22 protein-coding genes, 2 tRNA genes and 1 pseudogene are annotated in these 25,529 nt (G+C 50.5%); 12 read left to right on the top strand and 13 right to left on the bottom strand.

Annotated features, from left to right (window positions below):
- Window positions 1–289: 289 nt before the first annotated feature.
- The gene (locus tag GAC_RS00490) at window positions 290–598 is read left to right on the top strand and encodes a hypothetical protein (protein ID WP_010266788.1); all 309 of its coding nucleotides are present in this window, start codon (window positions 290–292) and stop codon (window positions 596–598) included.
- A gap of 14 nt (window positions 599–612) precedes the next feature.
- Here GAC_RS00490 and GAC_RS00485 read toward each other — a convergent pair whose 3' ends face one another.
- The 3 genes from GAC_RS00485 to GAC_RS00475 all read right to left on the bottom strand — a co-directional run bounded on the left by GAC_RS00485 (window position 613) and on the right by GAC_RS00475 (window position 7,493).
- Window positions 613–2,127: a proton-conducting transporter transmembrane domain-containing protein gene (locus GAC_RS00485; protein ID WP_010266785.1), complete on the bottom strand. Its 1,515-nt coding sequence runs from the start codon at window positions 2,125–2,127 to the stop codon at window positions 613–615.
- A gap of 219 nt (window positions 2,128–2,346) precedes the next feature.
- The gene (locus GAC_RS00480; protein ID WP_012658793.1) at window positions 2,347–5,067 is read right to left on the bottom strand and encodes an AsmA family protein; all 2,721 of its coding nucleotides are present in this window, start codon (window positions 5,065–5,067) and stop codon (window positions 2,347–2,349) included.
- A gap of 173 nt (window positions 5,068–5,240) precedes the next feature.
- On the bottom strand, window positions 5,241–7,493 hold the full coding sequence (locus GAC_RS00475; protein WP_012658792.1) for an NADP-dependent malic enzyme: 2,253 nt from the start codon (window positions 7,491–7,493) through the stop codon (window positions 5,241–5,243).
- A 270-nt stretch (window positions 7,494–7,763) separates the two neighbouring features.
- On the opposite strand from GAC_RS00475, the gene GAC_RS00470 reads away from it, so the two are divergent.
- On the top strand, window positions 7,764–8,438 hold the full coding sequence (locus GAC_RS00470) for an ABC transporter ATP-binding protein (protein ID WP_012658791.1): 675 nt from the start codon (window positions 7,764–7,766) through the stop codon (window positions 8,436–8,438).
- A 197-nt stretch (window positions 8,439–8,635) separates the two neighbouring features.
- Here GAC_RS00470 and GAC_RS00465 read toward each other — a convergent pair whose 3' ends face one another.
- Together GAC_RS00465 and GAC_RS05755 are read right to left on the bottom strand one after the other, a co-directional pair.
- The gene (locus GAC_RS00465; protein WP_010269150.1) at window positions 8,636–9,574 is read right to left on the bottom strand and encodes a tyrosine recombinase; all 939 of its coding nucleotides are present in this window, start codon (window positions 9,572–9,574) and stop codon (window positions 8,636–8,638) included.
- Complete coding sequence (locus GAC_RS05755; RefSeq protein WP_010262314.1) at window positions 9,567–9,719, bottom strand: hypothetical protein; 153 nt, start codon at window positions 9,717–9,719, stop codon at window positions 9,567–9,569. The genes GAC_RS00465 and GAC_RS05755 overlap by 8 nt, the downstream gene beginning before the upstream one ends.
- A 303-nt stretch (window positions 9,720–10,022) precedes the next feature.
- On the opposite strand from GAC_RS05755, the gene secG reads away from it, so the two are divergent.
- Both secG and GAC_RS00455 read left to right on the top strand, forming a co-directional pair.
- Window positions 10,023–10,331 (top strand): preprotein translocase subunit SecG, encoded by a 309-nt coding sequence (gene secG, locus GAC_RS00460; protein ID WP_010262310.1) that lies wholly within the window; start codon window positions 10,023–10,025, stop codon window positions 10,329–10,331.
- 12 nt (window positions 10,332–10,343) lie between these two features.
- Window positions 10,344–12,026: a CTP synthase gene (locus GAC_RS00455; protein ID WP_010266777.1), complete on the top strand. Its 1,683-nt coding sequence runs from the start codon at window positions 10,344–10,346 to the stop codon at window positions 12,024–12,026.
- Window positions 12,027–12,295: 269 nt separating this feature from the next.
- On the opposite strand, the gene ribD is transcribed toward GAC_RS00455, so the two are convergent.
- The gene (ribD, locus tag GAC_RS00450) at window positions 12,296–13,411 is read right to left on the bottom strand and encodes a bifunctional diaminohydroxyphosphoribosylaminopyrimidine deaminase/5-amino-6-(5-phosphoribosylamino)uracil reductase RibD (protein ID WP_010262304.1); all 1,116 of its coding nucleotides are present in this window, start codon (window positions 13,409–13,411) and stop codon (window positions 12,296–12,298) included.
- 80 nt (window positions 13,412–13,491) lie between these two features.
- Here ribD and GAC_RS00445 point away from each other — a divergent pair, with 80 nt between their 5' ends.
- Complete coding sequence (locus tag GAC_RS00445) at window positions 13,492–14,127, top strand: nucleotide exchange factor GrpE (RefSeq protein WP_010262299.1); 636 nt, start codon at window positions 13,492–13,494, stop codon at window positions 14,125–14,127.
- Complete coding sequence (gene trpS / locus GAC_RS00440) at window positions 14,124–15,113, top strand: tryptophan--tRNA ligase (protein ID WP_010266766.1); 990 nt, start codon at window positions 14,124–14,126, stop codon at window positions 15,111–15,113. Before GAC_RS00445 ends, trpS begins: the two co-directional genes overlap by 4 nt.
- A 26-nt stretch (window positions 15,114–15,139) precedes the next feature.
- Here the strand turns inward: trpS and murC are convergent, their stop codons facing one another.
- Both murC and GAC_RS00430 read right to left on the bottom strand, forming a co-directional pair.
- Window positions 15,140–16,564, bottom strand: coding sequence for a UDP-N-acetylmuramate--L-alanine ligase (gene murC / locus GAC_RS00435; RefSeq protein ID WP_037348963.1), 1,425 nt, complete (start codon window positions 16,562–16,564; stop codon window positions 15,140–15,142).
- A gap of 36 nt (window positions 16,565–16,600) precedes the next feature.
- Window positions 16,601–16,687: transfer RNA gene (locus tag GAC_RS00430), tRNA-Ser, on the bottom strand.
- Window positions 16,688–16,889: 202 nt separating this feature from the next.
- Between GAC_RS00430 and GAC_RS00425 the strand changes: the two genes are divergently transcribed.
- Together GAC_RS00425 and GAC_RS00420 are read left to right on the top strand one after the other, a co-directional pair.
- Window positions 16,890–17,300, top strand: a complete 411-nt coding sequence (locus GAC_RS00425) for a hypothetical protein (protein WP_010262291.1) — start codon at window positions 16,890–16,892, stop codon at window positions 17,298–17,300.
- A gap of 89 nt (window positions 17,301–17,389) precedes the next feature.
- The gene (locus tag GAC_RS00420) at window positions 17,390–18,325 is read left to right on the top strand and encodes a hypothetical protein (protein WP_010266761.1); all 936 of its coding nucleotides are present in this window, start codon (window positions 17,390–17,392) and stop codon (window positions 18,323–18,325) included.
- A gap of 193 nt (window positions 18,326–18,518) precedes the next feature.
- Here the strand turns inward: GAC_RS00420 and GAC_RS00415 are convergent.
- The 4 genes and pseudogenes from GAC_RS00415 to rodA all read right to left on the bottom strand — a co-directional run bounded on the left by GAC_RS00415 (window position 18,519) and on the right by rodA (window position 20,398).
- A tRNA-Pro gene (locus GAC_RS00415) sits at window positions 18,519–18,596 on the bottom strand.
- Window positions 18,587–18,961, bottom strand: coding sequence for a MerR family transcriptional regulator (locus GAC_RS05340; RefSeq protein ID WP_010266757.1), 375 nt, complete (start codon window positions 18,959–18,961; stop codon window positions 18,587–18,589). Before GAC_RS05340 ends, GAC_RS00415 begins: the two co-directional genes overlap by 10 nt.
- A complete protein-coding gene (locus GAC_RS00410) occupies window positions 18,958–19,254 on the bottom strand; it encodes an integration host factor subunit alpha (RefSeq protein WP_010262280.1) in 297 nt (98 codons plus the stop codon). Before GAC_RS00410 ends, GAC_RS05340 begins: the two co-directional genes overlap by 4 nt.
- Before the next feature lie 74 nt (window positions 19,255–19,328).
- Window positions 19,329–20,398, bottom strand: a pseudogene (rodA, locus tag GAC_RS00405) (rod shape-determining protein RodA).
- A 155-nt stretch (window positions 20,399–20,553) separates the two neighbouring features.
- Here rodA and GAC_RS00400 point away from each other — a divergent pair.
- Both GAC_RS00400 and purE read left to right on the top strand, forming a co-directional pair.
- Entirely contained in the window at window positions 20,554–21,156 is a 603-nt protein-coding gene (locus tag GAC_RS00400) for a TlpA family protein disulfide reductase (RefSeq protein ID WP_010262269.1), read from the top strand.
- 25 nt (window positions 21,157–21,181) lie between these two features.
- Window positions 21,182–21,649 (top strand): 5-(carboxyamino)imidazole ribonucleotide mutase, encoded by a 468-nt coding sequence (gene purE / locus GAC_RS00395; RefSeq protein WP_010262250.1) that lies wholly within the window; start codon window positions 21,182–21,184, stop codon window positions 21,647–21,649.
- Here purE and GAC_RS00390 read toward each other — a convergent pair.
- Window positions 21,606–23,498 carry a hypothetical protein gene (locus GAC_RS00390; RefSeq protein WP_181005423.1) on the bottom strand — a complete coding sequence of 631 codons (1,893 nt, stop codon included), beginning with the start codon at window positions 23,496–23,498 and terminating at the stop codon, window positions 21,606–21,608. The genes purE and GAC_RS00390 overlap by 44 nt on opposite strands.
- A gap of 408 nt (window positions 23,499–23,906) precedes the next feature.
- On the opposite strand from GAC_RS00390, the gene GAC_RS00385 reads away from it, so the two are divergent.
- Window positions 23,907–24,602: an IspD/TarI family cytidylyltransferase gene (locus GAC_RS00385; RefSeq protein ID WP_010269128.1), complete on the top strand. Its 696-nt coding sequence runs from the start codon at window positions 23,907–23,909 to the stop codon at window positions 24,600–24,602.
- Between the two features lie 306 nt (window positions 24,603–24,908).
- Window positions 24,909–25,442, top strand: a complete 534-nt coding sequence (ispF, locus tag GAC_RS00380; RefSeq protein ID WP_010269126.1) for a 2-C-methyl-D-erythritol 2,4-cyclodiphosphate synthase — start codon at window positions 24,909–24,911, stop codon at window positions 25,440–25,442.
- Window positions 25,443–25,529 lie beyond the last annotated feature (87 nt).

The raw sequence follows: 25,529 nt of genomic DNA, 5'->3' as shown, positions 1-25,529 counted from the left end.
CCCAAAGTAACCGATAGAAGATTAGGTGCTGCTGGGTAGTGATGGTGCAGAGGTGGTGGTCGTGCCAAGTTGGGCTGAGATGCCGGTAGGCAGTGATGGTGCAGAGGTGGTAGCAGATTGGGCTGGGTTGCCCCTAAATATTAAGTTATAGTTGCCATCTGCAGGGCCCCACAATGAAGGGAGATTTACTTTCGTCCACTGTTACTGTACAATGTCCCGGTGGTGGTTATGCCATGAAAAGCTTAGCGGGCGTCCCCGCTGCGTTGTGTGTTGTTTGTGGTTGTGTGTCATGCCTAGTTTTACAGGTGTATTGTTTCTTGCCGTTTTTGGAATAGTCCTGTACGTCCTGTTGACCTACGCGGTCAATCAGTTTACTGCTTGGATTGGAAAACGGAACAGGGATTTAAGAGAGAAATCCAGTGCACCTTGGGGGAGTGCCAGCGCAGTCCTCAAGAGAACCAGTAGTACTAAGCCGCCTCAGCGGCAGTTTTCGCCATATATGAAGCACGGTGCTACCGCTGTGCTCCCGAAGAGCGTCATCGGGGTGGAGGCTGTATCCCAAGTTTTTGTGTCATCCAACAGGGGAAGGGGCAGGTAGGCTGCACCTGAACATTACAGCGGGTTGTTCGGGTGAAATAATAAGTCCGCCGCTATTTGCTCAGAAATTGAAGTGAGCGGTAGCGGATAGGCCCCGGCTATGAACCCAAAAAATGCCATAATCCAAATGCAGAGAGTCATAGCCCTTGGCGTCTTCAGGGCTATGTCGTTAGCACAGCTCTCCACCATTCGGGAAGAGAAATACAGATGCTCCACCACGCGCCATGTGTATATCACGGAGCATACAGAGCCAACCGACAAAACCACCAGTCCGGTGAAGGCGCGTGCATCCATAAACGAACTGAGCATGTGCCATTTCGCCACAAACCCTATAGTGGGCGGCATGCCGACCAAGCTGAGCGCCAACAGGACAAAAGCAGAGGTTACATGCGGCAAGGCCTTGCTTAGGCTTAAGTACTTACTGCTGACTTTGCGTTTGTTAAAGTGATACGCTATACCCCCAGAAACCATGAACAGTGCAGACTTTACGATACTGTGATTGACCATATAAGCCACAGCGGCGGCAAGCCCAGAGTATGTGTTTATGCAAACTGCGAGAATGATGCAGCCAATATTAGAGGCGCTCGAGTATGCAAGCACATCCCGCATATCTCTGCTCAGCGCCGCAATCACAGAAGTGAGTACCGTAGCAATTGCGGCCAAGGTTAACAGAGCGGTGCCGAAAGGCAGCTCAGTGAACACTAGTCTGGTACCGAAGACGTTGTGCACTACCCTTATTATTAGGTACACCATAACTTTCGTAGCCGTGCCAGATAAAAATACGGTAACAAATGCAGGTGAGGCTGAATAAGCCTTTATCATCCAGCCGTGAAACGGGAACAGCGCAGCTTTTACGATCAAACCCAGCATTACACACAAAACCCCCGCCTGCACGGCCCTGTTTACCGGGATCTCTTGCAATATCGCAAACATGTCCCCCATATTCAGTGTGCCGGTGGCGGCATATAGAAACCCGATGCCTATCAGGTAAAAAGTTGCACCCACCGTGCCCATGATTAAATACTCAAATGCAGAGGAAACTGCGCGCTTGTCATCACCCACAGCGACCAAAACGTAAGAGGATATGGATGCCACTTCCAAGAATACGTAAACATTGAACACGTCATGCGAGACTAGTATCCCAAGCATGCCCCCAAACGCCAGCAGGAACGCGGCATAAAACCTGGGGACCACGTTTGCAGAAAGTTCCCTGCGGCTGGGATATACGCCATAGATCACACTCATGATGCCGATAAACCCAACCAGGAGCAGCATGGTCGCGCTTAGCAAGTCGACTCGCAGCTCTATCCCATAAGGAGGGCCCCATCCGCCCACTTGGTACACAACTGGGCCACTACTACTAATCTGAACGAACAGCGCTAGGGCTGTAAAGAAGGACAAAGCAACCGCTCCGCAGGATATAGCTTGCGCCCATGCAACTCTGTTGCGCAGCAAAGAGCACACAACGGCCGACAGTAGCGGCACAATCACCTGCAAAATAACCAGATGCTCCTTTAAGGCGCCAATCACGCGATTTCCCTTTCATCCAAAGGCACCTTGCATCCTTATACCAAAAGCGTAACATTTACAATACATACTTTGAAAAACCGCATGGCGGCGATAATTACAACCTACGGTATTGCCTACCCAGACCACCACAGCATTGCAAGCGTCTGCAAGCAAGGCCCTATGGAACTCTGCTTTCTCGCAGCGCGTAATTCAGCCAGGTTTATAGCAAATTTACCGGGCCTATCTGTTGCTCCTCACGATTTCGTACAGGCTATCTATATCAAACGTGGGGTTTGGCTGCCATACATACCCTTGTAGGTGCATATCCATATGCACGGGGGACTCGCTCTCTGGAGGGATGAAGAAGAATCTGAACAGCGCAATGACAGCGAGTTGTGGGACCGAAAGGTTGACAGATGCGGAGCCAGCTGCGTTACCTATTTTAAATTGCAGAGATGAAGCGAGAGAACCTTGATCTATCTGGGATTCCCCATCCAGCGTCTCAAAGAGTGTGCTGCCTCTGTAAAGATGTACGCGCGCAAGGGATGCGACCTCAGATTTGCTCTCAGCTGCGAACAAATCCTCAATAAACCCGTTTAAGTCTACACCACCAATGTCCAGCCCCCTAGCCGCGAATTTTATCTTGCCCTTTAGGGCATTGGCAAGTTCGAGCATGCTCCTTCCTTGCGTTTGAATGCTGCCACTTACGCTAACGTGCCCGCTCACCTTCGAAGTTTGTGACGAGTTTGTTTGCTGTTCTACATCCCCGATCGAGACGTCCGATGCAGAAACGACCAGGGACAAGGAAGAGACCTCTCCCATACCGATATTACCGCTTATATCCACTGTGCCGCTCTTCCCCTGGGCAAAGTGTAGCTTGTCCATGGACATAACGCCCTCTTTCAGGGTGGAAAGCCATGTAAAATTCGATAGCATCCGGCCGCCGAAAAACAATTCCTTAACGTGTACCTCAATGCTGCCATCTAAGCCCTCAAAGCTGGCAAGATCTATGGGTCTACTTGACCACAAAAACTTCTCCGATTTCTCCCCCCGGGGAGAGCTGCTTGCGGTATCAGCATGCACATCTGCCCCGGTGCGCTCCACAAACTTGGGAAGCCGCAAGAAAGCATCGCTGTACCTAGCGCTTTTGAGGCTCACAAATACCTTCGGGCGCATACCACGGCTGCTGAGAGCAACGCTTGCACGTCCTTCCAAGTCAGACGGACTGTCGTGTTCATCAACCGCACGCATGCTGATCTTCTCGACGCTCACTTTGTGCTGCGATAGGTCTGCCAGGAAGCTCAGCTCCTTGACAAACCCAGAGTTCACCGCAAAATTCTGCAGCCTAACCGCAAGCTTGACCGGACAACTGACACTTCTCAGCCACGTGAAGTTCATGACGTCGCGCTTGACGTCGAAGTCTTCATCAAAGCTGTAGCCACCAACACTAAAGTTGCTCATGGTCACATCACCTATGACCTCACCCCCCCGTTTACCGTATTTGTACTTTACATTCCCGTATGCGTGGGCACCACCTGCGTACATTCTTGCGCCCAACAGAGAGAAAATACGAGGGGCCACATACAGGCTACCCGTGAGAGCAAACTTCTTACCCTGTGCCCTGTGCGCATCTGCACGTAGCGGCAGTAACCAGGATACGATTGTGTCGGCATCGTCCCCCTGAGCGCTAAGAGTGCCGACAAACCGGGGCACTATGCTGCCCGCATCTTCTGAAGTTACCCCACTAACGCTCAGACGGTTGTTTTTACCCGGCAGATCGAGCAACAATCGATCAACTGCGATCCTGCCCTGCCTGACCGAAACTGCAGCCACAAGATTTCTCGATACGCCGCCTCTGTAGTTTATCTCTCTCACATCCAGCCCGACTGTAGCATCCAACCACGATGGCACGACGGAGAAGCGTTCCGCGCTGCTTTGGAAATCTGCATAATAAGCATCCTGCTCGGTGCCTAGACCTTCGGGGAACAGGGCGTCTAGATCAATGGAGGAGAAATTCAGGGACGTTGTACAGAAAGGCGCATAAGTGCACGCCAATTCCAGGGTTCCGGAAATGCTTTTGCTCTGCATGGTAAGGTCTTTCACTTCGAATCCGCTGCCCTTCGCAGCCTTGATTCCTGCAGACAGTACCATCTCCTCAGCGGAGGCAACAGAGCCTAGGAGCCTGTAATTTGTAACTACTGCCACGGTTTGTGCCAACTCAGAAAGGTTTTCAGTTTTGACCTCAAACCTGGCGCCAAAGTCATCAAACAAGCCCTGACCGGCACCATTGCCACTTAGTACCATGCTTGTATTAGGGGAGTGCAGCTCTACCTTGACTGTGCTACCAGCCGCACTGCGTTCTAACTTTGAAGAGAGGAGGTATTTAGTACCACCTATCTTGAGCACAGCATCACCGAACAGCGCGCTGCCGCTTGATTTTATCGTTGCACTCTTCACGTGCACTGTATTGTATGCAGATGCGGAAGCGCCAACGACCCCACCTGTCACGACTGCTGAATCAAAAATCCGCACATGACCGAGACCGCTCTTGGTCTGCGAGCCCACCATGCCGACCAGGCCCCCAACGCTGGTACGCAGCCCGTACAGGCTAATTGTGCGCACTTTCGGTTCACCCATAAGTATCGACAACGGGTCAACGCTGAGTTCCATGCGATCGATCGAGAGTGTACCAGCGCAACCCGCGGCGTCCTCACTGCACTCCACGTAGAGGTTGCGAACCGTAAGTTTTGGAAGCAGCAGACTGCCCTCAATATTCCCTATGGCCTTAACTACCGCGCCACTACTGCCTGTGGCCGCACCCAACTGTTTAAAAACATACTCGCCATAGTGGGCGTTCCAATCCACCAGGTAGGGTACAAACGCCAGCGCTGCAAATACAACTAGCACACAACAACATAAGCGCCCCAAAAACTTCATCGGTATACCGAAAGCATCACCCACTTATATTCACCAAACAGCTTAAGAATATATAAAGGTCCCAGTAAAAGCTCCCCACTCATTTTGGGACGCATCTGACGCAGCACTACGCCAGAACGCATAATGCCCCACGCGCCACCAGGGCCATGACAGCGCGTAGAGCCATGCAGTTTAGCCCGTTGCAACCGGAAAACCGGCTAGATGGGGTGCGAAAGCGTGGCGAGGACTGCAAGGTTGAGAATCTCCGACACCGAAGCGGTCATCTGAACGATCTGCACCGGCTTCTCCATGCCCATGAGAATTGGCCCAACAACGGTCGTCCCGCCAACTTCTCGCAACAACTTAGAAGATATGCTCGCGCTGTATAGGCTGGGCATTATCAGAACATTTGCAGGTTTGCTCAACCTACAAAAGGGGTACATAGACAGCGATTCGGGCTTCAGCGCAACATCTACCGACATTTCACCATCATACTCAAAATCTACGTTACAGCTTGCAACAATGTCCATACACTGCCGCACCCGATCAGATTCCTTTTGAGAGTGACTTCCAAAATTTGCGAATGAGACAAAAGCAACCCTGGGTTCATGCCCCATACTCCGCGCGGCCGCGGCAGATTTAATTGCTATATCGGCCAGTTGTTGCGCGGTGGGAAGTTCGTTTATGGCTGTATCAGCAATGAATAGCGTGCGCTCCTCCATGACCACAACTGACAGGCCAAATACCTCCCCTCGCGCGTCGATTACCTTGCGAATGTCTGAGAGTGACTCGCTGTATCCTCGAGTTATACCCGTGACTAAAGTATCCCCATCGCCACATGCGAGCATACATGCGGCAAAAACGTTTCTGTCCGTCTTGACGTCCCTGACGCAGCTGCGGTGCAAGCGCCCCATACGCTGAAGTTTACTGTACAGGTAGTCTATGTATACGTCATTGCGAGAGGAAATCGCAGCGTTTGCGATGGTAATACCCTCGAGGGAATCTACCCCTATCAGGTCAAGGCTTTCTTTGATCTTATCAACCCTGCCTACAAGTATTGGCGTGCCATAACCTTGCCCGTACCACTGCAGCGCGGCTTTAATTACCCGCACCTCTTCGCCTTCAGGGAAGATCACGCGCTTTGGAGAGCTCTTTACTGAGCCATACATGAGGTTCAAAATGTTAGAGGTGGGTGAAATCCTGGAGTTCAATTCCAGAGCGTAGCGGTCCCAATCGTCAATTTTTTTTCTTGCAACTCCGGAGTTTATGGCGGCCTTCGCAACTGCGGGAGAGACCACGGACAGCAATCTGGGGTCAAACGGAGTTGGAATTATGTATTCCTTGCCATAGCCCATTCCGCGCCCGCCATAGGCCTCCAAAACCTCATCACTGACCACTTCTCTTGCCAACATAGCCAAAGCCTCAGCCGCAGCTAGTTTCATTTCATTGTTTACAGACTTTGCCCGCACATCTAAAGCCCCGCGGAATATGTAGGGAAAGCCCATTACGTTGTTGATTTGGTTGCTGTAATCTGAGCGGCCAGTGGCTATTATGGCATCTGGGCGCACCTCCCGCGCAAACTCTGGGTTTACTTCCGGATATGGGTTTGCCAACGCAAAAATCACTGGGTCTTTGTTCATGGAGAGCAGCATTTCCTTGCTCAAAACGTCGCGCACAGACAGTCCGATAAAGATATCCGCCCCCTTCATGGCGTCTTTCAAATCTCTCTCTTTAGTCTCGATCGCGTGCTTGAGCTTCCACTCGTTCATCCCGAGCTGCCGCCCTTTGTATATCACCCCATTTTGGTCACACAGCACTATGTTATCGTTGGGGATGCCCACAAACTTTAGCATTTCTACGCACGCTATACCCGCGGCACCCGCACCATTTACGACTATCTTAACACTCTTGAGATTTCTCCCAGTGATGTCCAGCGCGTTTATGATTCCGGCGAGTGTTATAATGGCAGTGCCATGCTGGTCATCATGGAATACGGGAATATCCATCAGCTCGCCAAGGCGCCTCTCGATGATGAAGCACTCAGGAGCGCGTATATCCTCCAAATTTATGCCGCCCCAACTGAGGCCCAGATGCTTCACGGCATTTATGAACTCTTCTACGTCTTCTGTGTCGACTTCTATATCAACGGCGTCAATATCAGCAAACCGCTTGAACAAAACTGCCTTACCTTCCATAACTGGCTTGGATGCAAGAGGGCCTATGTTGCCCAACCCCAAAACTGCGGTACCGTTGGAGATCACAGCAACATAGTTACCCCTGGCGGTGTAGTCATACACCGTGTCAGGATCGGAGGCGATTCTCAGGCATGGCACGGCGACGCCTGGGGAATAAGCCAGCGAAAGGTCACCCTGCGTCATAAGTGGTTTAGTAGGCAACAAGGAAACCTTACCCGGCCTCCTTTTGCAGTGAAATTCGAGCGCCTCCCTATCTCTTTCTGAAAAATCACCCATAAAATCGCTCGTTAACCATTAAACGGATAGGGTATACACCTCGCTACTCCCACTAGCAACTTTTAAATCAGCCGCCTACCCACGCGCCAGCAGCCGTTCATAACCGTGGCAGTATGTGAAAATAGTTTAAATGCGGAATGTGCGTACTTAGCACGAATTTTCAGGCTGCATGCCTTCGCGCAAACGTTAACTAGACTACGCTTCCTGTGGCAGTTGATACAGCGGCTACAATGAGTATACTGGCTACCTGCATGGCTCTTCCGGTTTTTCATGACTACGGTGCTAGAAATCCTCGACGTCAGCAAGTGCTACGGGAGGCGCAATCGCGTATGTGTTCTGTCAAACATAAACCTAAAAATACAACGCGGGGAGTTCGCGGCTCTGATTGGAAGTTCCGGTTCCGGTAAAAGCACCCTACTACACATAGCAAGCCTGCTTGAGGTACCAACCTCCGGGACTGTGGTGCTCAACGGGACGGTGTGTGCCCCGGCAAGTGACAAGACAAGAACCATGATGCGTAGAAAGCACATGGGGTTTGTGTATCAGTTCCACCATTTGCTGCAGGAGTTTTCAGTGCTAGAAAACGTAATGCTGCCCCAAAGAATCCTGGGCCACGGCGCGAGCACCGCGGAAAGTGTTGCGGCTGCAATACTAGAAGAAATGGGGCTGCAAGACAAGGCCGGATGCCGAATTTCAGAGCTGTCTGGTGGTGAAAGGCAGAGGGTTGCGGTAGCAAGGGGAATCGTGAATTCCCCCACCATAATACTTGCAGATGAACCCACAGGCAGCCTAGATCCGCAAATGTCCAAAGCAGTATTTTCTGTACTGCACAAACACGTCAAAGCGAAAAACCTTGCCGGGCTCGTCGCAACCCATGATCGCACTCTAGCCAAGCAAACCGACCGTGTCCTCTCCCTAAGCGGGGGAATGCTAACCGAGTTATAGAAATGCAAAGTCTCCCGCCACCCGGCCGCACGTACGGCAGAATACCCAGATAGTAACACACGGCGCAATGCTGCACGGATGATCTACCAACACATTAATGAGTGCTGCGGCAAACTGCCGCGCGGGAAAGGTGGTACGCTACCCTGCGCTGATGTAAAAACGGACAACTACTTATGGCCTACGCAAGGCGGCAAGCGCTACTTAGGAGGGCTTTTTGCAAATGGGTGAAACGTTTGCAGAGCTTCCTTGAGCCTGTCATTCGCGACATAAGTGTAGATTTGGGTTGTGGACAAGCTTGCGTGCCCCAGCATCTTTTGAATGAAGACTACGTTGGACCCATTATTTAGCAAATGTGTAGCGAACGAGTGCCTGAGCTTGTGTGGCGATATCCGCTTTGGGTCAACCCCCGCAACAATTGCCAGTGCTTTTAGCAACTGTCCAACTCTTTGTCTACTAATGCATTGGTCAAACTTTGCGCCGGGAAATAGCCACCTAGATTCCGATTTCTGCCCTACGATAAAGTGGTCCCTCACCGCTAGGTATGCGACTATGCTGGCGATTGCAACCTCATTCAGCAAAATGAGGCGCTCCCTACCTGCCTTCCCTTTGATGACCAAATGTCCCACATCTGAGCGCTGCTCTTTTAGCATTGACTCTATATCGTAGAAGCCCAAATTTATGAGCTCTGAAATCCTCACACCTGAAGAGTATAGTATGTTAACTATGGCTGCGGTCCTCCTCCCTTCCACAGACAAATCAGACCCGGCTGCACAAAGCAACTTGTCCACTTCGTCCACAGTCAACACCTTAGGCAGGGGGCGGCCAAGTTTACAGGAGTCCAAATTAGCTGCAGGGTCTCCATCGATTATTCGGTCACCATACAAAAAGCCGTACAGCCCCCTGATCGCAGAGATCCTCCTGGCCACAGTCGCGGGGCTATAGCCTCTGCTGTTGAGGCTCCTAACATATGCGCGCAGGTCTGCAGCGCTGGCGTCTACCATTCTGAGGTTGCGCCTGCCCAAAAACTCAGCCAAGTTTTCCAGGTCAGACCTGTAACTACTGCTAGTGTTTGGAGAAACACATCTACCCGACAACAGAGACTCAAGAAACGCGTCTAGGTGGCGCTCGTCACTCATGCAGCTCCAGCACTATCTCCCTGCGCTCTTCTGCGGATAACATGCGCGCGCCTTCGCGCATTCTGTAGTAGTGCAGTAACCACAGCACAAACCCACCCACTAACACCAGGACGAGTTTGCGTCTCCTATTCAGCTTTATCTTCATCTGGCTCCGACAAACCGCATACACGGATGTTAAGTTTAAAAACCCCAATGTCAACTGTATCAACTGTATCGACGGTATCAACTGACAAGAGACTGGCAACCCCGGCATGCGCGCAACACAATTAACCTAGTGTACACGTATTAAGTCTCGGCATCCGAGCATAACTCAGCGCATAGCGAGCTGCATGGGTTTTGCAAAATATGCTGCGTACGGACGCCGCAATCATGGCGCACCATGGAACAATTTCTTGACTAAAGTGCACAAATGGTATAGCCTCCGCAGGTGTCGTTTGTCTCTTGCCTTATGTTTTTGACAGCCGCGCAGGTGTTCCTGGCGTTTCTGCTGGTTCTGCTGGTGTTACTGCAGTCTCCTGAGTCTGATACCCTGGGGGGGTTTGGTGGCCCTCAGTGTAACCTTGGCTCAATGTTTGGTAAGAGTTCCTCCTCTAGTTTTATAGCCAAGCTTACTGCGGTCGTGGCTGCTGCCTTCATAGTCAACACCATATTACTTGTGGGCACTAACGCAAGACGTGTTCGAGAGGTTTCTGTTGTTAGTAAGACTGAGGCAGTATCTGGGCAGGAGTCCAACGGCAGTGAGGTCCCTTTTGAGTGAGCTTAGGAGTTTATGTCAATAGGGGACGTGTGTAGCGCGCGCTTCATATTCGTCACGGGCGGGGTTGTATCCTCGCTGGGGAAAGGGCTAGCTGCAGCTTCTATAGGTGCGCTACTTCAGGCCCGTGGTTTTCGGGTGCGCCTTAGAAAGCTTGATCCGTATCTAAATGTAGATCCGGGTACTATGAGCCCTGCACAACATGGGGAGGTGTTTGTCACCGATGACGGCGGCGAGACCGATCTAGATCTGGGAAACTACGAGCGGTTTACGGGGGTCAACACCACAAAGGAAGACAACATAACCGCTGGGAGGATATATCAGCAGTTGCTTGCCAAGGAAAGGCGTGGAGACTATTTGGGCCACACTGTGCAGGTGATCCCGCACGTAACGGACCTTATAATCTCTTTCATCCTGAGTAATGACGATGGGGCTGACTTCATAATTTGTGAAATAGGCGGTACCGTTGGTGACATCGAAAGTCAGCCGTTTCTCGAATCTATACGCCAGGTGAGCTACAGGCTGAGTAAAAACTTCACAATTTTTGTACACCTCACCCTGGTACCCTGCGTAGGTTCTGCTGGGGAGTTGAAAACTAAGCCCACGCAACACTCGGTTAAGGAGTTGAGCTCTTTGGGAATACAGCCAGACATAATACTATACCGCAGTGCGGAGCCGCTGCCACAATACCAGAGCGCGAAAATAGCAAACTTCTGTAACGTTTCTGCAGATAACGTAATCCCCGCGCTCGACGTAGAAAGCATGTACAAGTTACCAGTTATGTATCATGCGCATAAGCTTGATACACAAATACTCAGCCACTTTGGGATGGGCGCTCCAGAACCTGACCTAACCAAGTGGGCAAATGTACTCACGATGGTCAACAACGCACGGAATGTGGTTACTATAGCAATTATAGGCAAGTACACAAAATTCCTAGACGCCTACACGTCACTCACAGAAGCGCTGGACCATGCGGGTATGCATAGTGGAATCAAAATACAAGTAAAGTGGGTGGATTCCCGTCTACCGGTAAGGGAGTCTGACTTGCATGATGTGGACGGGGTGCTCATCCCTGGCGGGTTTGGTGATGATGGAGTGGATGGAAAAGTCCTAGCAATAGGTTACGCGCGCGCCAATGGCATCCCCATGTTAGGAATATGTATGGGAATGCAGCTTGCCGCCATAGAATTTGCGCTTAATGTTGCGAAGCTTGAAGATGCAAACTCCACAGAATTTAATCAGGCCTGCAAAAACCCGATTGTTGTCGAGTTGCCATGGCTGCAAAAGGGCGAAGGAGAATATCTTTTGGGCGGTAGTATGAGGTTAGGATCGTGCACATACCGTCTGAGCGCAGATTCTAGAGTTGCGTCTGTGTACGGCAGTACGGTAATCAACGAACGATGCCGACATCGTTACTGCATCAACCCCCAGTACAAAAATGTCCTGGAGGAGCACGGGTTATCCTTCACCGGCATGTCAGACTCGCACGGGTTGGTGGAGGTACTGGAATTGCAGTCACACCCGTGGTTCATAGGCGTGCAATTCCACCCAGAGTTTAAATCCAGTCCGTTTGCGCCGCACCCATTGTTTACATCTTTTGTGCAAAATGTGCTGCAGATAAAGCAGCGCGGGTTTATGCATAAATCGGTGTCGGCTGCTGCCATACTTGTTCCCGGCAGTAGCGTCGTGTCATAGCGTAGTGCCGCAGCAAGAATTTTCGTCAAAATATAGTGGCTCGGGGCATGGAATTCCCAATTTTGGCTTTTGATGCTATGTTTCTGGTGTTGCGCCAACATAAAGATGCTGGCACTTGGTTGCGCCTTCACTTTGCAGCATTCATCAAGATCTGTTACTAAACGCGCCGAGGTTCATGACTCGCGGCATTGCTTATAACTTGGAGAAGTTATCACAAAGCCCATACATGCCGAGCATGCCCTGCGGCCACGCGCGACCAGTGCGCATCACTATGCCTCAACGGGCACGGCAGTGTTGCTGTGTTCATTGGCAAACAAAACTTGAAAGATATCCACGGTGTCCTCCATAAACGTTAGGGTTTTTACCCTGGAGAAGTGGCAGTGTCCGGACGGAAGCTCATTGAGATTCAATATAGATTCAACGCCCTGCTCTCCGCACACTCTGTTTGCTCTGCACCAAATGAACTGATCCACCAACCCCCTTTTAAGAAGCTCAGTAACCAGCACACCTCCACCCTCAACAAACAACCTGGTTATTCCCAATTCCTCTGCAAGCGCATTCATGGTGCCTGCAAGGAAGTCACCCCTTTCACATATCCTGAGGTATCTCACAGCGTGCAGTGCTTTATGGTCGTCGTTATCTGTAGCAATATATGTTGGCACCACATCAGATGTAGCAACAACCTTATGATGTGAACATAACTTGCCAGAGCGGTCTATTACTATCCTGATCGGAGAGTGCTCTTCCAAGCCTGGAAGCCTGCAATCTAGCATGGGATCATCAGCGACCACAGTATTGCTACCCACCATGATTCCATCATGCATGGCTCTTTGTTTGTGTACCCACTTCCTCGTCAGCTCGTTGGTAATCCACCGATCACTGCCATTCGGCAGAGAAATTTTGCCGTCAAGTGTGGTTGCCAGCTTTACCGTAATGAACGGCCTCCTTTTGGTCTTACTGTAGAAGAATCCCACATTAAGTTCCTCAGCCTGTTGCTGCAGCACCCCAAGTTTGACTTCCACACCAGAATCTGCAAGAGATCTAGCCCCCTTGCCGGACACCCGCTTGTCGGGGTCGAGCGCGGCTATAACCACCCTGCGCACCCCTGCACTGATGAGCGCGGCAGTGCACGGCCCAGTTTGCCCGTGGTGGCAACACGGCTCTAGCGTAACGTATACAGTAGACCCAGCTGCCGCTTCCCCGGCCTGTTTGAGTGCCACAACCTCAGCGTGGGGCCGACCTCCCATGGCTGTCCATCCCCTACCCACAATACTGCCGGCGCTGTTGGTCACAACACACCCTACAGTTGGGTTTGGATATGTATTGCCTAACCCCCTATGCGCAAGTCTGAGCGCGATGGACATGAATCTCTCGTCGTCGAACATTGGGTGTTGCTTTTACTCTTGAAATGTACACACAAAATTACTATATACTCCTAAGGTTCGTGTGTAAAAGTTTTTGAGCTATGGCTGAAGAGAGACGCGTTGATCCCGAACAGCAGGGGGGCGCCACACCGGCCGGGCCGGGTGCTGGAGCACCACAAAAGGGCGGACCCGACCCTACTGCGGGAAGGAAGCAAGGCCCCGCGGGGAAGTTTGCAGCTGGTGTGGGTGGCAAGGCGCAGCACAGGGTGGCTGCTGATTCTTTAGAGCTAGAAAAGCTCCGGGCCGAAGTTGAGCATTTGCGCAATCAGCTACGCCTAGCCGTTGCGGATAGCAAAAACCTTAGGCGCTTGGTTCAAAAAGAGGTAGAAGAGGCAAAAACACTTTCCATTTCTGACTTCGTGCGTGACTTAATCGCCTCGTGTGACAATTTAGAAGCGTCCTTGAAAAACCTCAGCGACGATGACAACGTGCATACTGGCGTTAAGATGACGTGGGATGGCCTCATGAGCACGCTAAGTAGCCATGGCGTGTCGAGGGTTTCTCCCCTGGGCGAGCAGTTTGATCCAAGGTTTCACAAAGCGGTAACCCAGGCTGTTGACGATAGTAAGCCCGCTGGCACGGTTTTGGAAGTTGTACAGGCTGGGTATATAATTCAGACAAAAGTCTTGCGTCCAGCGCTGGTTATAGTATCAAAAACATCGAGCGAGCAGGGGTGATATTCTCTGGTATCCAACCTAGTGGTGGTGTACCGCACTTAGGCAACTATCTGGGTGCGATACGCAGGTGGGTGGGCTTGCAAGGTTCAGATCAGTGCCTTTTCTGCGTAGTGGATCTTCACGCGCTTACCGCAGGAAACGCGGCCACGGCCACACTGCACTCTAGGGCGATTAGTTTACTGGCCACGTATATAGCATGCGGCATTGATCCGGAAAAATCTGTGCTATTTGTGCAATCTTCGGTACCCGAGCATTCTGAGCTCTGCTGGATACTCGGATGTGTCACCCCCATGGGGTGGCTTAATCGTATGACTCAATTCAAAGATAAAAGCCGGAGCGGTAGCACACCGAACATGGGGCTGTACGGGTATCCAGTGCTTATGGCGGCTGATATATTGCTATACAAGGCAACCTTGGTACCCGTGGGTGATGACCAAATGCAGCATATCGAGCTTACCCAAGATATTGCCAGGGCATTCAATGCTATGCACAAGGTGGATTATTTCCCCGTTCCAAGGCCGCTTAGCCTTGATTCTTCAGCAAGAATTATGAGCCTACGAGATGGCAAGAAGAAGATGAGTAAATCTGACGCGTCAGATGCTGCACGCATCAATCTTGATGATGATGATGACAGCATAGTTCAAAAAATCATGCGTGCCACAACAGATAGCATACGGGGCCTATCGTTAGAAGGCCTCGATGAGAGGCCCGAAATGCACAACTTGGTCAATATATTTGCGGCGCTCTCTGGCATGACTAAAGCAGAAGTGTGTAATGAGTTTGCGGCTAGTGGCACTAAAGAATTCAAAGAGGCACTGGCAGGCCTATTGGTGCGGGAAATTTCCCCCATAAGAGAAAAAATAAGGGAGTTGGTACGTGATGTTGCATACGTGGACAAAATAATAGCTACGGGAAATGGTGCGGCCAGGGAGTTAGCCGGCAAGCACATTGTGGAGATCAAAAAAATCATAGGGCTGGTGCGGTAAAAATAGTCAGGAAAAGGGCAGCCAGGCTATGCATAGTTTTGCGTTGTTTGGCAGCGCACGCTGTGATGAGCCATATACGCGTTGGCAACAGAACGTACTATGCCCGTTATGCTGCCGGCTCCCATTGCTATTACTACATCTCCCGGTTGAGCAACGGAAGCAACGATATCTGTGATTGCATCGGGCGTACTCGCATGTACGACTTGGTCGAACCCGCGGCTTTTTATCTCGCGCACAATGTCTAGGCTCTCACAACCCGATATTACCTCCTCACCAGCAGGGTATACGTCAGTTAAAATCAGATAATCAAACTTGGAAATCGCGCTTGTAAAGTCTTTGAAAAAGTGCTGAACCCTGGTGAATCTATGTGGCTGCAATATGCCGATCACCCGCCCGCTAGTTGTGGATAGCTTGGCCGCGTTTCTCGAGGCTTCTATTTCAGTGGGGTGGTGTGCATAGTCATCAACAAATGTAACGCCCCCAACATTGGCGATAATTTCAAACCTTCTGCCAACGCCCATAAAGCCTTCTAGCCCGGCCTTTATGTAGTTACAACCAACACCAATGTGCTTGGCCACTGCAGCCGCTGCGAGTGCATTTTCCACGTTGTGGCGCCCCGGTACTGGCAGCCGCACACCACAACAAATCTCTTCTCCATTCAATCCCACTATATCAAACACCGTGGCATCACCCATATATGTGGTATTGGAAGCACGCAAATCACCACCTTCAAGGCCATAAGTAATTTTGCTGCACTTTGCACCATTGCCCAATGTGAAAGACAGTCTGCTCGGCATAACAGAGGCCCCACCGGCTTTTACGTTGCGCAGGAAATCTGAAAATACCCTTTCTAAGGCCTCCAAGCATGAATACTTGTCCGGATGTTCCCACTCAAGATTTGTCACCACAGCTATTTCACAGGGCAGCTCCGTAAAACCGGCATCCGATTCATCGCCCTCAACTACAGCCCACTCCCCGGCCCCCATTTTGTAGTTATTGCCATAGTGGAAGGCAATTCCACCGATAAAGACCGTAGGATCCATTCCTGCATGTTCCATTATGGAGGCAATCATGCCGGTCGTTGAGGTTTTCCCGTGCGAGCCAGATACGACTATGGTACGCCCTGCTCCTAACGCCTTGGACAGCAGCTCCGTTCTGCGTAAAACGAGCTTGCCCGCAGCAATTGCAGACTGCAACTCAACGTTGTCGTCCTTAATTGCGTTGGAGTATACCACGACGTCTGCATTCTGCACATTGTCTGCTCTATGGTCCGGCATTACGTGGACTCCCTTGTCTAACAAGGCCTGCACCATCGGGGATGTAGATGTATCACTCCCCTGCACCGTGTAACCACAATCGCGGGTAGCCATCGCCAATGCACTCATCCCGATGCCCCCAATGCCTATAAAGTGTAGTACGCTGCCGGGACTCAATCCAAAAGGGTCCGTCAAACTACACCTCCAAGCCAGCAGCACTAGAGAACAAAACGGACGGAGTGGGATTCGAACCCACGGTACGCGCTAACGTACGTCAGTTTTCAAGACTGGTGCCTTCAACCGCTCGGCCATCCGTCCGCGTCACTTGTAACACAATACAGGCAAGCATGCAATCGTGTGTCAGCAGTTGAATGGGACGCGTGTCCTTCATCACATGTAAGTGAGGTGCTATTTCTGCCAGGCAAAGTTGCGTTACGCACGAAAAAAGCGCTGTTAACTCAAGATTAATTCCTCCTCTCTAGAATCCCCGCGGTTTTAATAAATTAAAGGCCGACGCACTATGTTTGATTTCGACAATACTTACGATCTAGCGTTTCGCATAGACGACGCTGATTTGTCTCGTAATTTTTCCGTAAGTGACGGACACGTGGTTGTCACTAACGGTGATATTTTCGCTGGCCATAGCCCACTACAGCACTGCAACGCACCTGCGCAAGAGCCTATGAGTTATTGCACAAGCCATGTAGTACTGGGAAGGGACGGCGAAGTCACAGCTGATATATATAACTCCGCGTTGACAGGCATCGCGTTAAATATAGCTTCAGACAAAAAATCGCTCGAGGCACATTTTTCCATAAATCCCCTGCAGGCTCTTCCAGTGATGAGCCAAATGTACCCTGAGGTCCAAGTACAGGTATACACAATGGCAGATTATGACTTTTTCGACGAGGATGAAGATTTGCAGTGGTAGCAGTGCCTCAGCTTAGAAACTGTTCTAGTGACATGCCACCAAAGCAATTGCGCAAACACTAACACCCATTCAATATTTAAGGTACCACAATGTTCGATTACGTATACGACGCGCTTAATGGAAGCACGGCTGTTGTGACTTTTTCAGACATAAACGCACATGACAATGTGTCAATTTCCAGTGATGACTTTTCCATACACGGCAAGGACCTGCAGGTTTATTCCCACATTGCAGACTCCCCTAGACACAGTGAGGTAGTTTTTGTCAGAGGAGACGGCTCCACTGTAGCCAGTTTTATGGGAACCCACGCCCATGAGCTTACAATAAACTTCGACCAAAAAACAGCAAGTATAGCTTTTGACATCCCCCCATTGTTGGAACTATTAGGATGTGACGGCCAATTGTTGCCACCGGAAGAGGGCTCAAAATATGCAGGCTCCGTTGTTATAGATGGTGGCCAGCTACAACTAGCAGAAAATAGCGTGCCCGCGCAAAGCACCGATGGGGCACCTATGCAGCAGCGTGGAGAAGCTGTTGATGACGCTACAGACGAAAATTTTGATGAGGATGAAGGTGTGGTAGAAATAGCAACATCACAGCGGGAAGTGGTTGATGCTCCCATAATAGAAGTTTCGGCTCCAACTGAAACTGCAAATTCCGATGAGACTGCGGATACACAACAGGCACTGGAAGCCAGCCAGCCGGACGTAACAACCACACAGGACCAGCTTCCAGAAAGCGTGAATGGCTCTGCAGCAGTGCAGCCTGCAATGGATTCTGAAGCCGCAATACCTGCTAGTAATAACGACAGCGATGAGGAAGAGCAAGCACAAGAGGTGGCACACTCTCCCGTGGTAGAGGACCTGGCAGATTTAGGTGAGGAAATCCGCACAGAGGGTGAGCAGGTAGGCAAAACCTCAGCGCAACCAGAAGAATCTGCACTTGAAGTAGTTGTGGAAGATGTGTACACAGAGGAAGACACAGACATCATACCCACAGCCGCAAATATCTTCAGTTGGGTTTAGTTTACATAAGCCTATTTAACGTCGCCAATAGGTGAAGCCGGGCTCTCCATCTGCATTCCTAGCGGGATACACGCAACCGGGGAGCCTGGCCCAGATATACCAGCGCAGCAACTCGGGTATAATCGGATTGCCCACAGATTAGAGATAAACTACAAGACCCACAACATGTAGCCCCGAACAGGCAAACACATACTGGTCGGAATGGCGGGATTCGAACCCACGACCTCCAGTCCCCCAGACTGACGCGCTAACCTGGCTGCGCTACATTCCGTTTAGTTTTTTGATCAGCATGTCCCGCATTTCGGTCATGCGACGCAATAGCTGAATCAGGCCGTCACTCCCTTCCGCCACAGTTTTTGACATGCTTTGCTTGCGCCTTAGCTCCAGCTGCGCACCTCTTATGGTGTACCCCCTGTCATAAAGCATGTGCTTAATTTTTTTGATAATGGCAACATTTTGCCTGTCGTACAGCCTTCTTCCGCGCCGCTTGATTGGGTTAATCTGTGGAAATTTACTCTCCCAAAACCTGAGCACATATTGCTCTACGCCAACCTCCTTCGCTACGTCACTAATGGTGCAAAAAACCCTCTCGCGAACCTCGTCCGCTTCACTCCGGGTTTGCAGATCAGTGGTCACGATTCTTCGCCGTTGATCAGGCGCTTCATCGTTACCGATGGACAAAACGTAACGGTGTTATGTTCCTTCACTATAAACTGCTCCAAAGTTTTTGGGTTCCTGCCAATGCGCTCTTTCTTTCTTATCACCTTGAATGTGCCAAACGAAGATATCTTTAACAGGCCCCCTCTGACCAGGGACGACACCATCTCGTCAAGTATCTCCCCAACCAGTACTAGCGCATCCTCGCGCGATATACCGATTTCTCTGTTAATCTCGTCAGCAAGCCGAGCCCTCGTAAGCGTCTGAGCCATAATTTAGCACCAAGTACAACAGACTTGACAAGTCTACATCATAGGAAGAAAGTATCAAGCCCATATTAGCTGCATTAGGGAGTACGGGCCTCCCGAGCAACGGCTGCAAGTATGCCCACAAGCACCATACTCGTAAGCATAATGCTCCCCCCGTATGACAGAAACGGCAGCGGAATCCCAACTATGGGCAAAATTCCGGTGACCATGCCTACATTGATGAAGAGGTGTAGCATGAAAAACACAGAGATCCCCACCGCCATTAGCCTACTGAAGTTGCAGCGCGCACACAAGGCAACGTATAAGCTGGTGTATACCAACATGCTGTACAGGGCGAACAGCAAAATCACGCCCACAAATCCGTGCTCCTCGCTAAAAACGGAAAAACAAAATCGGTCTGCTTCTCGGGTAAGAAACCCAATTTGGTTTGGCTACCGTTCGCAAAGCCCTTGCCGTACATTCCACCGGAACCTATGGCTATCTGTGATTGCAAAGAATTATACCCCATACCCATAGGGTCACGCCCAGGGTCTAAGAAGGACAGCAGCCTGTTTTTCTGATAATGGTGCAGCATGCCCCACACTATGGGAGACATTGCACACAGCAGAGACAAAAACCACGCCATGTATCGCCTATCTGCAACAGCAACAAACATCATAAGCATCGCCATGAGGAACATGATACCCGCAGTACCCAAGTTGGGTTGCTTAGACACCGAAAGCACCAGCGGCAGGGTGATTATCATCCCCCCAGTAAAATTGCGTAAACTTAGAGATCGGTGTGGGTTTCTGCAGTGAAAATATCGGGCCAAGGCGAGGATCAGGGAGACCTTGGCAAACTCCGATGGTTGCGCGCCAAAGGCACCCACCTTTAGCCACCTGGTTGCACCCATGGCTGAATGCCCAAAAACGTGTACCATCAACAAAAGGCAAAATGCGCCGGCGTACGCCAAGTATGAGTACCTCATATACGACTTTACACTGACAAATGACGCCGCAATAGACAGAGGTATACACACTGCGCAAACGTACATGTGGTGCTTGGCAAAAGGGTGCCAGTGCCCGCCAGCGGAGGAGTATTGGATTCCAAAACCGACGAGCAGCAGTATAGCCACATCCAGCAACAGTAAAACGCGTATTTTGGACATCACACACCTCCCCAGCGCTAAAAAGCAACCCGCTTACCACACCAATACAACACCCACGGTGATATAACACAAAACCTCGATTTGTTATATCTTCAAGTAATGACCCACAGCCTGGTGCCATATCCGAACTGATAAAAACCTTGTGAGTTGCCTCCTTGAAGTTCATAATTGTGGCAAGTGAGGGTCTTGTGCGGGGTGCGCTTATGGTTCCCAAGGTACTATACAACAAGTGTTTCATAGCTGCGTTTTGCATACTCGCAGTTGCATCATTCATACTCATCGGCAGTGTGCACGACTATGAGCGGGAGCTGGAGCGGTCCTCAATAAAAATTCAGGAGATCAACTCTGACGAGGCCCTTTATGGTCTGATGTCAAAAATAGGGGCAGGTCCCACACTTTTGGTGCTATACACCTCGTGGTGCAGCAACTGTGTGGAGAAGATGCCCGAAGTTATAGGGATTATTGGTGCGTACAAGGACGTGGAACCCATGGTTATTTCTCTGGATACCAACAAAGAAAAACTCGCTGGGTTTTTGTTGTCCCAAAAACAAATAAACTTCGTCCCGTACAACGTGTCTCCCGCATATCACAGCAAACTTGCCTACGCATTGGCTGGCAAGGGTGTGTATTTTGATGGGCGAATACCATACATATCGGTACTCGGCGGTGGCAGCGCCCCTTCCGGCAATATCACCAGTTCACGGGCACTGCGGGCAGTTATGGACTCTATAACTTCGGGAAAGACCCAGGGTGAGTAAGAGCGGCGCGCGGGTATCAGTGGTGATGGGCAGCAAGTCTGACTTTCCCACCATGAGCGCTGCGACGTCGGTTTTGGATGAGCTGCGCATTGAATTTGAGGTGATGGTAGTCTCAGCCCACAGAACACCAGACAGGCTGTACGATTTTGCGAAAACTGCGCACACGAGAGGAATCAAAGTTATAATAGCCGGCGCGGGTGGGGCGGCGCATTTACCGGGGATGGTTGCCTCGCTAACGAGCGTTCCTGTCATAGGTGTGCCCGTAAAGAGCGAGTGTTTGAATGGCCTGGATAGCTTGTTGTCTATAGTACAAATGCCTAAAGGCACCCCGGTCGCTACTATGTCTATCGGAGTAGCGGGGGCGGCAAATGCCGCCGTGTTTGCGGCATCCATACTAGGGCTAAGCGATGCTGGCGTGCAGCACAGGCTTGGGGAGTGGAAGGCGAGTCTTACAGCTGCGGTTGAGGTGTCGCCTTTTGAGCGGAAGCATTAGTGGCCAAGCCGGGAAATTGCAGACCTGACATGAATACAGAAGTACCATCAATCTCGGAACTAGGCTGAGCGGTGTTACCTCGCACGTCAGGACAGATGTCTTTCGCTATAGACTCAAGCCGTGTGCACACGTCAGTCATCTGGTCAACGGAGTTTTTCATGTGATCGATGGCCATAGCAGAAGTCATTAGGTACGGGAGATACACAAAAAACCCATCCTGCGCTTCAATAAAGTTCTTCACCCTTTGTAATGGGGCCGGCAATGTTTCCACACCCTCAGGGAGGTTTGTAGCATTACTTGCTGCACGTATAAAAGCAGTATACTCAGCTTCGTCTGCAAACACCGCTCTGTCGCCGAATAGCTTACGATCAAGTTGGCGCAGCGCGTCTCTACACTTTACAATATCCTCTTTGGTGTGCCCGCTCTTCTTCGCTATTATGCTTGATATACTTGGCAGAACTTTTTCTATTTCACCAGCCATCGCTTTTATTTTACTATGCACGAGGTATTCCTTGTTCTTGCCTTGACTGTCAGCAACCTGGTACTTGAGCAAGTTATAATGAGGCGTTTTTCGAAAAGTGTTTGCGTCGTATTCGCTGATATGACTTGCAATTGCAACAGCTTCTCTCTGCGCCTGTTGTAGTAGGCAGCATACGTTGACCACGGAGTTTTTGTCTACGTTCCATATGTTATACATGGTACGCAGGCTTCGCATACGGTCATCTAATATCGCTTTTACCTCCCGTGCGACAAGCCCACTACTCTTTTCCAGGTAGTCAGATACACTCTTCTGAAGGGCCAGGAAGCCGTTGCTCACTTCTGCAACTTTCTGCAGCACTTCAGTAAGGTGTTTCTTCACCGCGTCATCAACAATGTTCTGCATCGTTCCCGCGGCTGTGCGCGCCGCTTCGATAAGAGCACGGGCGTCATCCAGACAGCGCACCAGCTCATTACCCATATCCTGCAGGCGCTCTTCAGTGCTCTCTAGAATGCTCTTGGTTCTGGCAAGATTCCACTCAAGCGCGTCGTCGGTGTGTTTTTTGATCTCCTCAACAAGGCCGGGAATCCGCCGGTTGATCGCAAGGATTTCATTGTCCAGCCGTACCCGGAACTTCTGCATGTCGTCCAGCTCCCCGACACACATAAGAATGCCCTGCTGCACAAACTGTAGTTGTTTCATGCTGGCATCTGCAACAGACACTACAGCGGCCTGTAGGGCGAGCCTGCCGTGTGAAATTTTTGCTTGGACCTCATGGCATGCTTCGTACTTTTTCATCAAAGTGTCTATTGCAGCCGTATGGGCCCTCCTGTAGTTGCGCCCTCTAAGTGTTATGTGCAGCCCCAAACAAATTATCCCGATCAGTAGGGGTAGAACCATGGCAAATGCGAATTTGAGCATTAATGGATACGGGCCGGTAAATATCGCTCCCACTCCCCGGAAAAAACCCGGAGCAAGGGCCTTAGAAATTTTCAACGCATTTCGGACGAGTATTGCGGTTGATATGGAAAACATCAGCACCATGACACACAGCACTACGGGTGCTGTTACTTTCTGGACATGATGCGCCAATGCCACATAGTTATTGAAGGCTTCATGCTGTGCGTCCTGACATCGTGCAAGTTCGCTCTCCAGGCGTACCAATTTCCTATGTAGAACGGTGATGCGACTTTTGAGTGCCGTGAGATTTTCGTCGGCACCATAATCCTGGTTGGCGCTACCATCTCGAGATTCTGCCTTACCTTTTCCTGCAGGCCGATGCTTGTTGTCGGACTCTTCGGTACCCTTGGTGCGTGAGTTTTTTTCCGACTCAAGATCAGAGTCATCGGTAGTCTGCTGTTTTAAAGGCATAAACCCCCCCATGTTTTGAATTACACAACAAAAAGAACAACCCCCTTGCTTGATGAGCAGTGCGTCATCAACCTCAGTGGATTACACAGGATCTACGTAGGAAACAGTCCAACAAGCGTACGCATTGCGCGCGCAACCTCTGAACGGCACCTTTTCATGCAGCGTTATGGACACCTACACCAAGAAGGTGCAACCACGTGCTGCACCGTCAAGCTAACATAGTGGTGTGTATGTATCAACAAGAACAAAGATTAAGGCTTACAATTTTCAGTTGCCATCAATGATATAGTAGTAAAATGCTTAAAAGCCTTACTATCGGGCTATATTTAACTTACTTGGAAAATGCCCCAAACAAGTGTACCATTGGTGCCTGTTCTTTTACCTTCCTCCTATATGCGCAGTTGTGTGATGGTTGTTGTAGCTGCTGGAGAGGGTAGTAGGCTCTGCGTTGCTGGGTTACCCAAACAATATGTGAAAATTCACAAGCAGGCAGTGTTGTGGTACTCCATTGTTAGCTCATTCGCGCCTTACATATACAAGGTGAGGGTTGTCATAAGAGAGGGGCACGACGTATTTTACCAAAATGCCATAAAATCTCTGCCTTCGGCGATTGCAGACAGGCTCCTGCCTCCGGTATATGGGGGCGATAGAAGGCAAGATTCCGTACGCATAGGCTTAGAAAGCCTGGATGGCATGAAGCCCAGTATTGTGGTAATCCACGATGCATGCCGTCCATTTGCCCAAGCAATATCAGAAAGTAAAGTCACAGACGCGCTAACGCAGCACTCAGGGGTTGTCCAAACATTACCTGTGGTTGATACAATAAAAGTCGTGTCAGACAATACCATAGTGGGAAGTGTAGATCGGGAAACTGCGCGTATAGTACAAACTCCGCAGGTGTACACATACCGAGATGTGCTTGCGTGCCACAGCGCGGTGCACCGCACAAACCCCTATCAGTATTTCACGGATGATTCATCAGTCATGCTGGAGTGCGGGATGTCAGTTGCGGTTGTTGAGGGGAGCCGTAACAATTTCAAAATCACCACAGCTGAGGATATATTACAGGCAGAGCTACACCTTTCCAGTGTTCCTCATAATTAAGGTATAGTTACCACCGCCTACAACGCATTGCGTATTGTCCGTTACTACCGCACCCAAGCAATGCGGAAAGTAAAGTTACAGATGCACTCACGCAGCACTCAGGGGTTGTCCAGACATTACCTGTGGTTGATACAATAAAAGTTGTGTCAGACAATGCTGCAGTTACCAGCCGCAAACACATTGTGCATAGTCCTTGCCCACGGTCATTGCTGATAGGCCTCTACCCCCGGTATACCGCCTACAGACGCATTGCATATTGTCCATTACTGCTGTAGACTGCCGTCTTTGATTACTGCGGTACGGGCGGTGCCTTTCAGGGTGGGCATAGGTTATGATGTGCATGGGTTTGCTGCCTCTCCACCTGAAAACGGCCATATTGTCCTGTGCGGGGTGGAAATAGCATTCCATAGGAAAATAAAGGCGCACTCAGACGGCGATGTAGGCACACACGCGTTGGTGGATGCCTTGCTAGGCTGTGTGGGAGAGGGAAGCATAGGTGAGCATTTTCCTAACACAGACCCCCGATGGGAAAATATGAGTTCCACACACTTTTTGCTAGAAGCACAGAATAAGGCCCTTGCCAAAGGTTATGCCGTGCTGAATTTTGATCTTACTATTGTATGTGAGCTCCCCAAAATTATCCCGCATGTTCCCAAGATGAAGTTGTTTATGTCCAAGCTGTTGAGCATAGATGCCTCAGCAATCAACATAAAAGCAGTGACTACAGAAAAGCTTGGGTTTATCGGACGGGGCGAGGGCATCGCTGCGCACGCTGTGGTACTGTGCCGCAAAGTCACCGCGGCGGCACCCAACCCGGGCAGTGAAAATCCCCGTGGTTAGTATTGGCAAATCTGCTTACAATGCGTGCAATCTCCGCTCTGGAGCCCGTTAGGGTAATTTTGAGCTCATGGTCGGCTACATAAGGCC

The organism is Anaplasma marginale str. Florida (assembly GCF_000215485.1).
In the GTDB taxonomy this organism is placed as follows: domain Bacteria; phylum Pseudomonadota; class Alphaproteobacteria; order Rickettsiales; family Anaplasmataceae; genus Anaplasma; species Anaplasma marginale.
This window is presented reverse-complemented; position numbering and strand designations above follow the sequence as displayed.

Excerpts from the sequence above, each read along its gene's own strand:
- GAC_RS00410 (WP_010262280.1), bottom strand. The coding sequence starts at position 19,254 with ATGGCTCAGACGCTTACGAGGGCTCGGCTTGCTGACGAGATTAACAGA.
- secG (WP_010262310.1), top strand. The coding sequence starts at position 10,023 with ATGTTTTTGACAGCCGCGCAGGTGTTCCTGGCGTTTCTGCTGGTTCTG.
- GAC_RS00465 (WP_010269150.1), bottom strand. The coding sequence starts at position 9,574 with ATGAGTGACGAGCGCCACCTAGACGCGTTTCTTGAGTCTCTGTTGTCG.
- GAC_RS00490 (WP_010266788.1), top strand. The coding sequence starts at position 290 with ATGCCTAGTTTTACAGGTGTATTGTTTCTTGCCGTTTTTGGAATAGTC.
- GAC_RS00425 (WP_010262291.1), top strand. The coding sequence starts at position 16,890 with ATGTTTGATTTCGACAATACTTACGATCTAGCGTTTCGCATAGACGAC.
- GAC_RS00385 (WP_010269128.1), top strand. The coding sequence starts at position 23,907 with ATGGTTGTTGTAGCTGCTGGAGAGGGTAGTAGGCTCTGCGTTGCTGGG.
- purE (WP_010262250.1), top strand. The coding sequence starts at position 21,182 with ATGGGCAGCAAGTCTGACTTTCCCACCATGAGCGCTGCGACGTCGGTT.
- GAC_RS00455 (WP_010266777.1), top strand. The coding sequence starts at position 10,344 with ATGTCAATAGGGGACGTGTGTAGCGCGCGCTTCATATTCGTCACGGGC.
- GAC_RS00420 (WP_010266761.1), top strand. The coding sequence starts at position 17,390 with ATGTTCGATTACGTATACGACGCGCTTAATGGAAGCACGGCTGTTGTG.
- GAC_RS00390 (WP_181005423.1), bottom strand. The coding sequence starts at position 23,498 with ATGCCTTTAAAACAGCAGACTACCGATGACTCTGATCTTGAGTCGGAA.
- GAC_RS05755 (WP_010262314.1), bottom strand. The coding sequence starts at position 9,719 with ATGAAGATAAAGCTGAATAGGAGACGCAAACTCGTCCTGGTGTTAGTG.
- GAC_RS00445 (WP_010262299.1), top strand. The coding sequence starts at position 13,492 with ATGGCTGAAGAGAGACGCGTTGATCCCGAACAGCAGGGGGGCGCCACA.
- GAC_RS00470 (WP_012658791.1), top strand. The coding sequence starts at position 7,764 with ATGACTACGGTGCTAGAAATCCTCGACGTCAGCAAGTGCTACGGGAGG.
- GAC_RS00475 (WP_012658792.1), bottom strand. The coding sequence starts at position 7,493 with ATGGGTGATTTTTCAGAAAGAGATAGGGAGGCGCTCGAATTTCACTGC.
- ribD (WP_010262304.1), bottom strand. The coding sequence starts at position 13,411 with ATGTTCGACGACGAGAGATTCATGTCCATCGCGCTCAGACTTGCGCAT.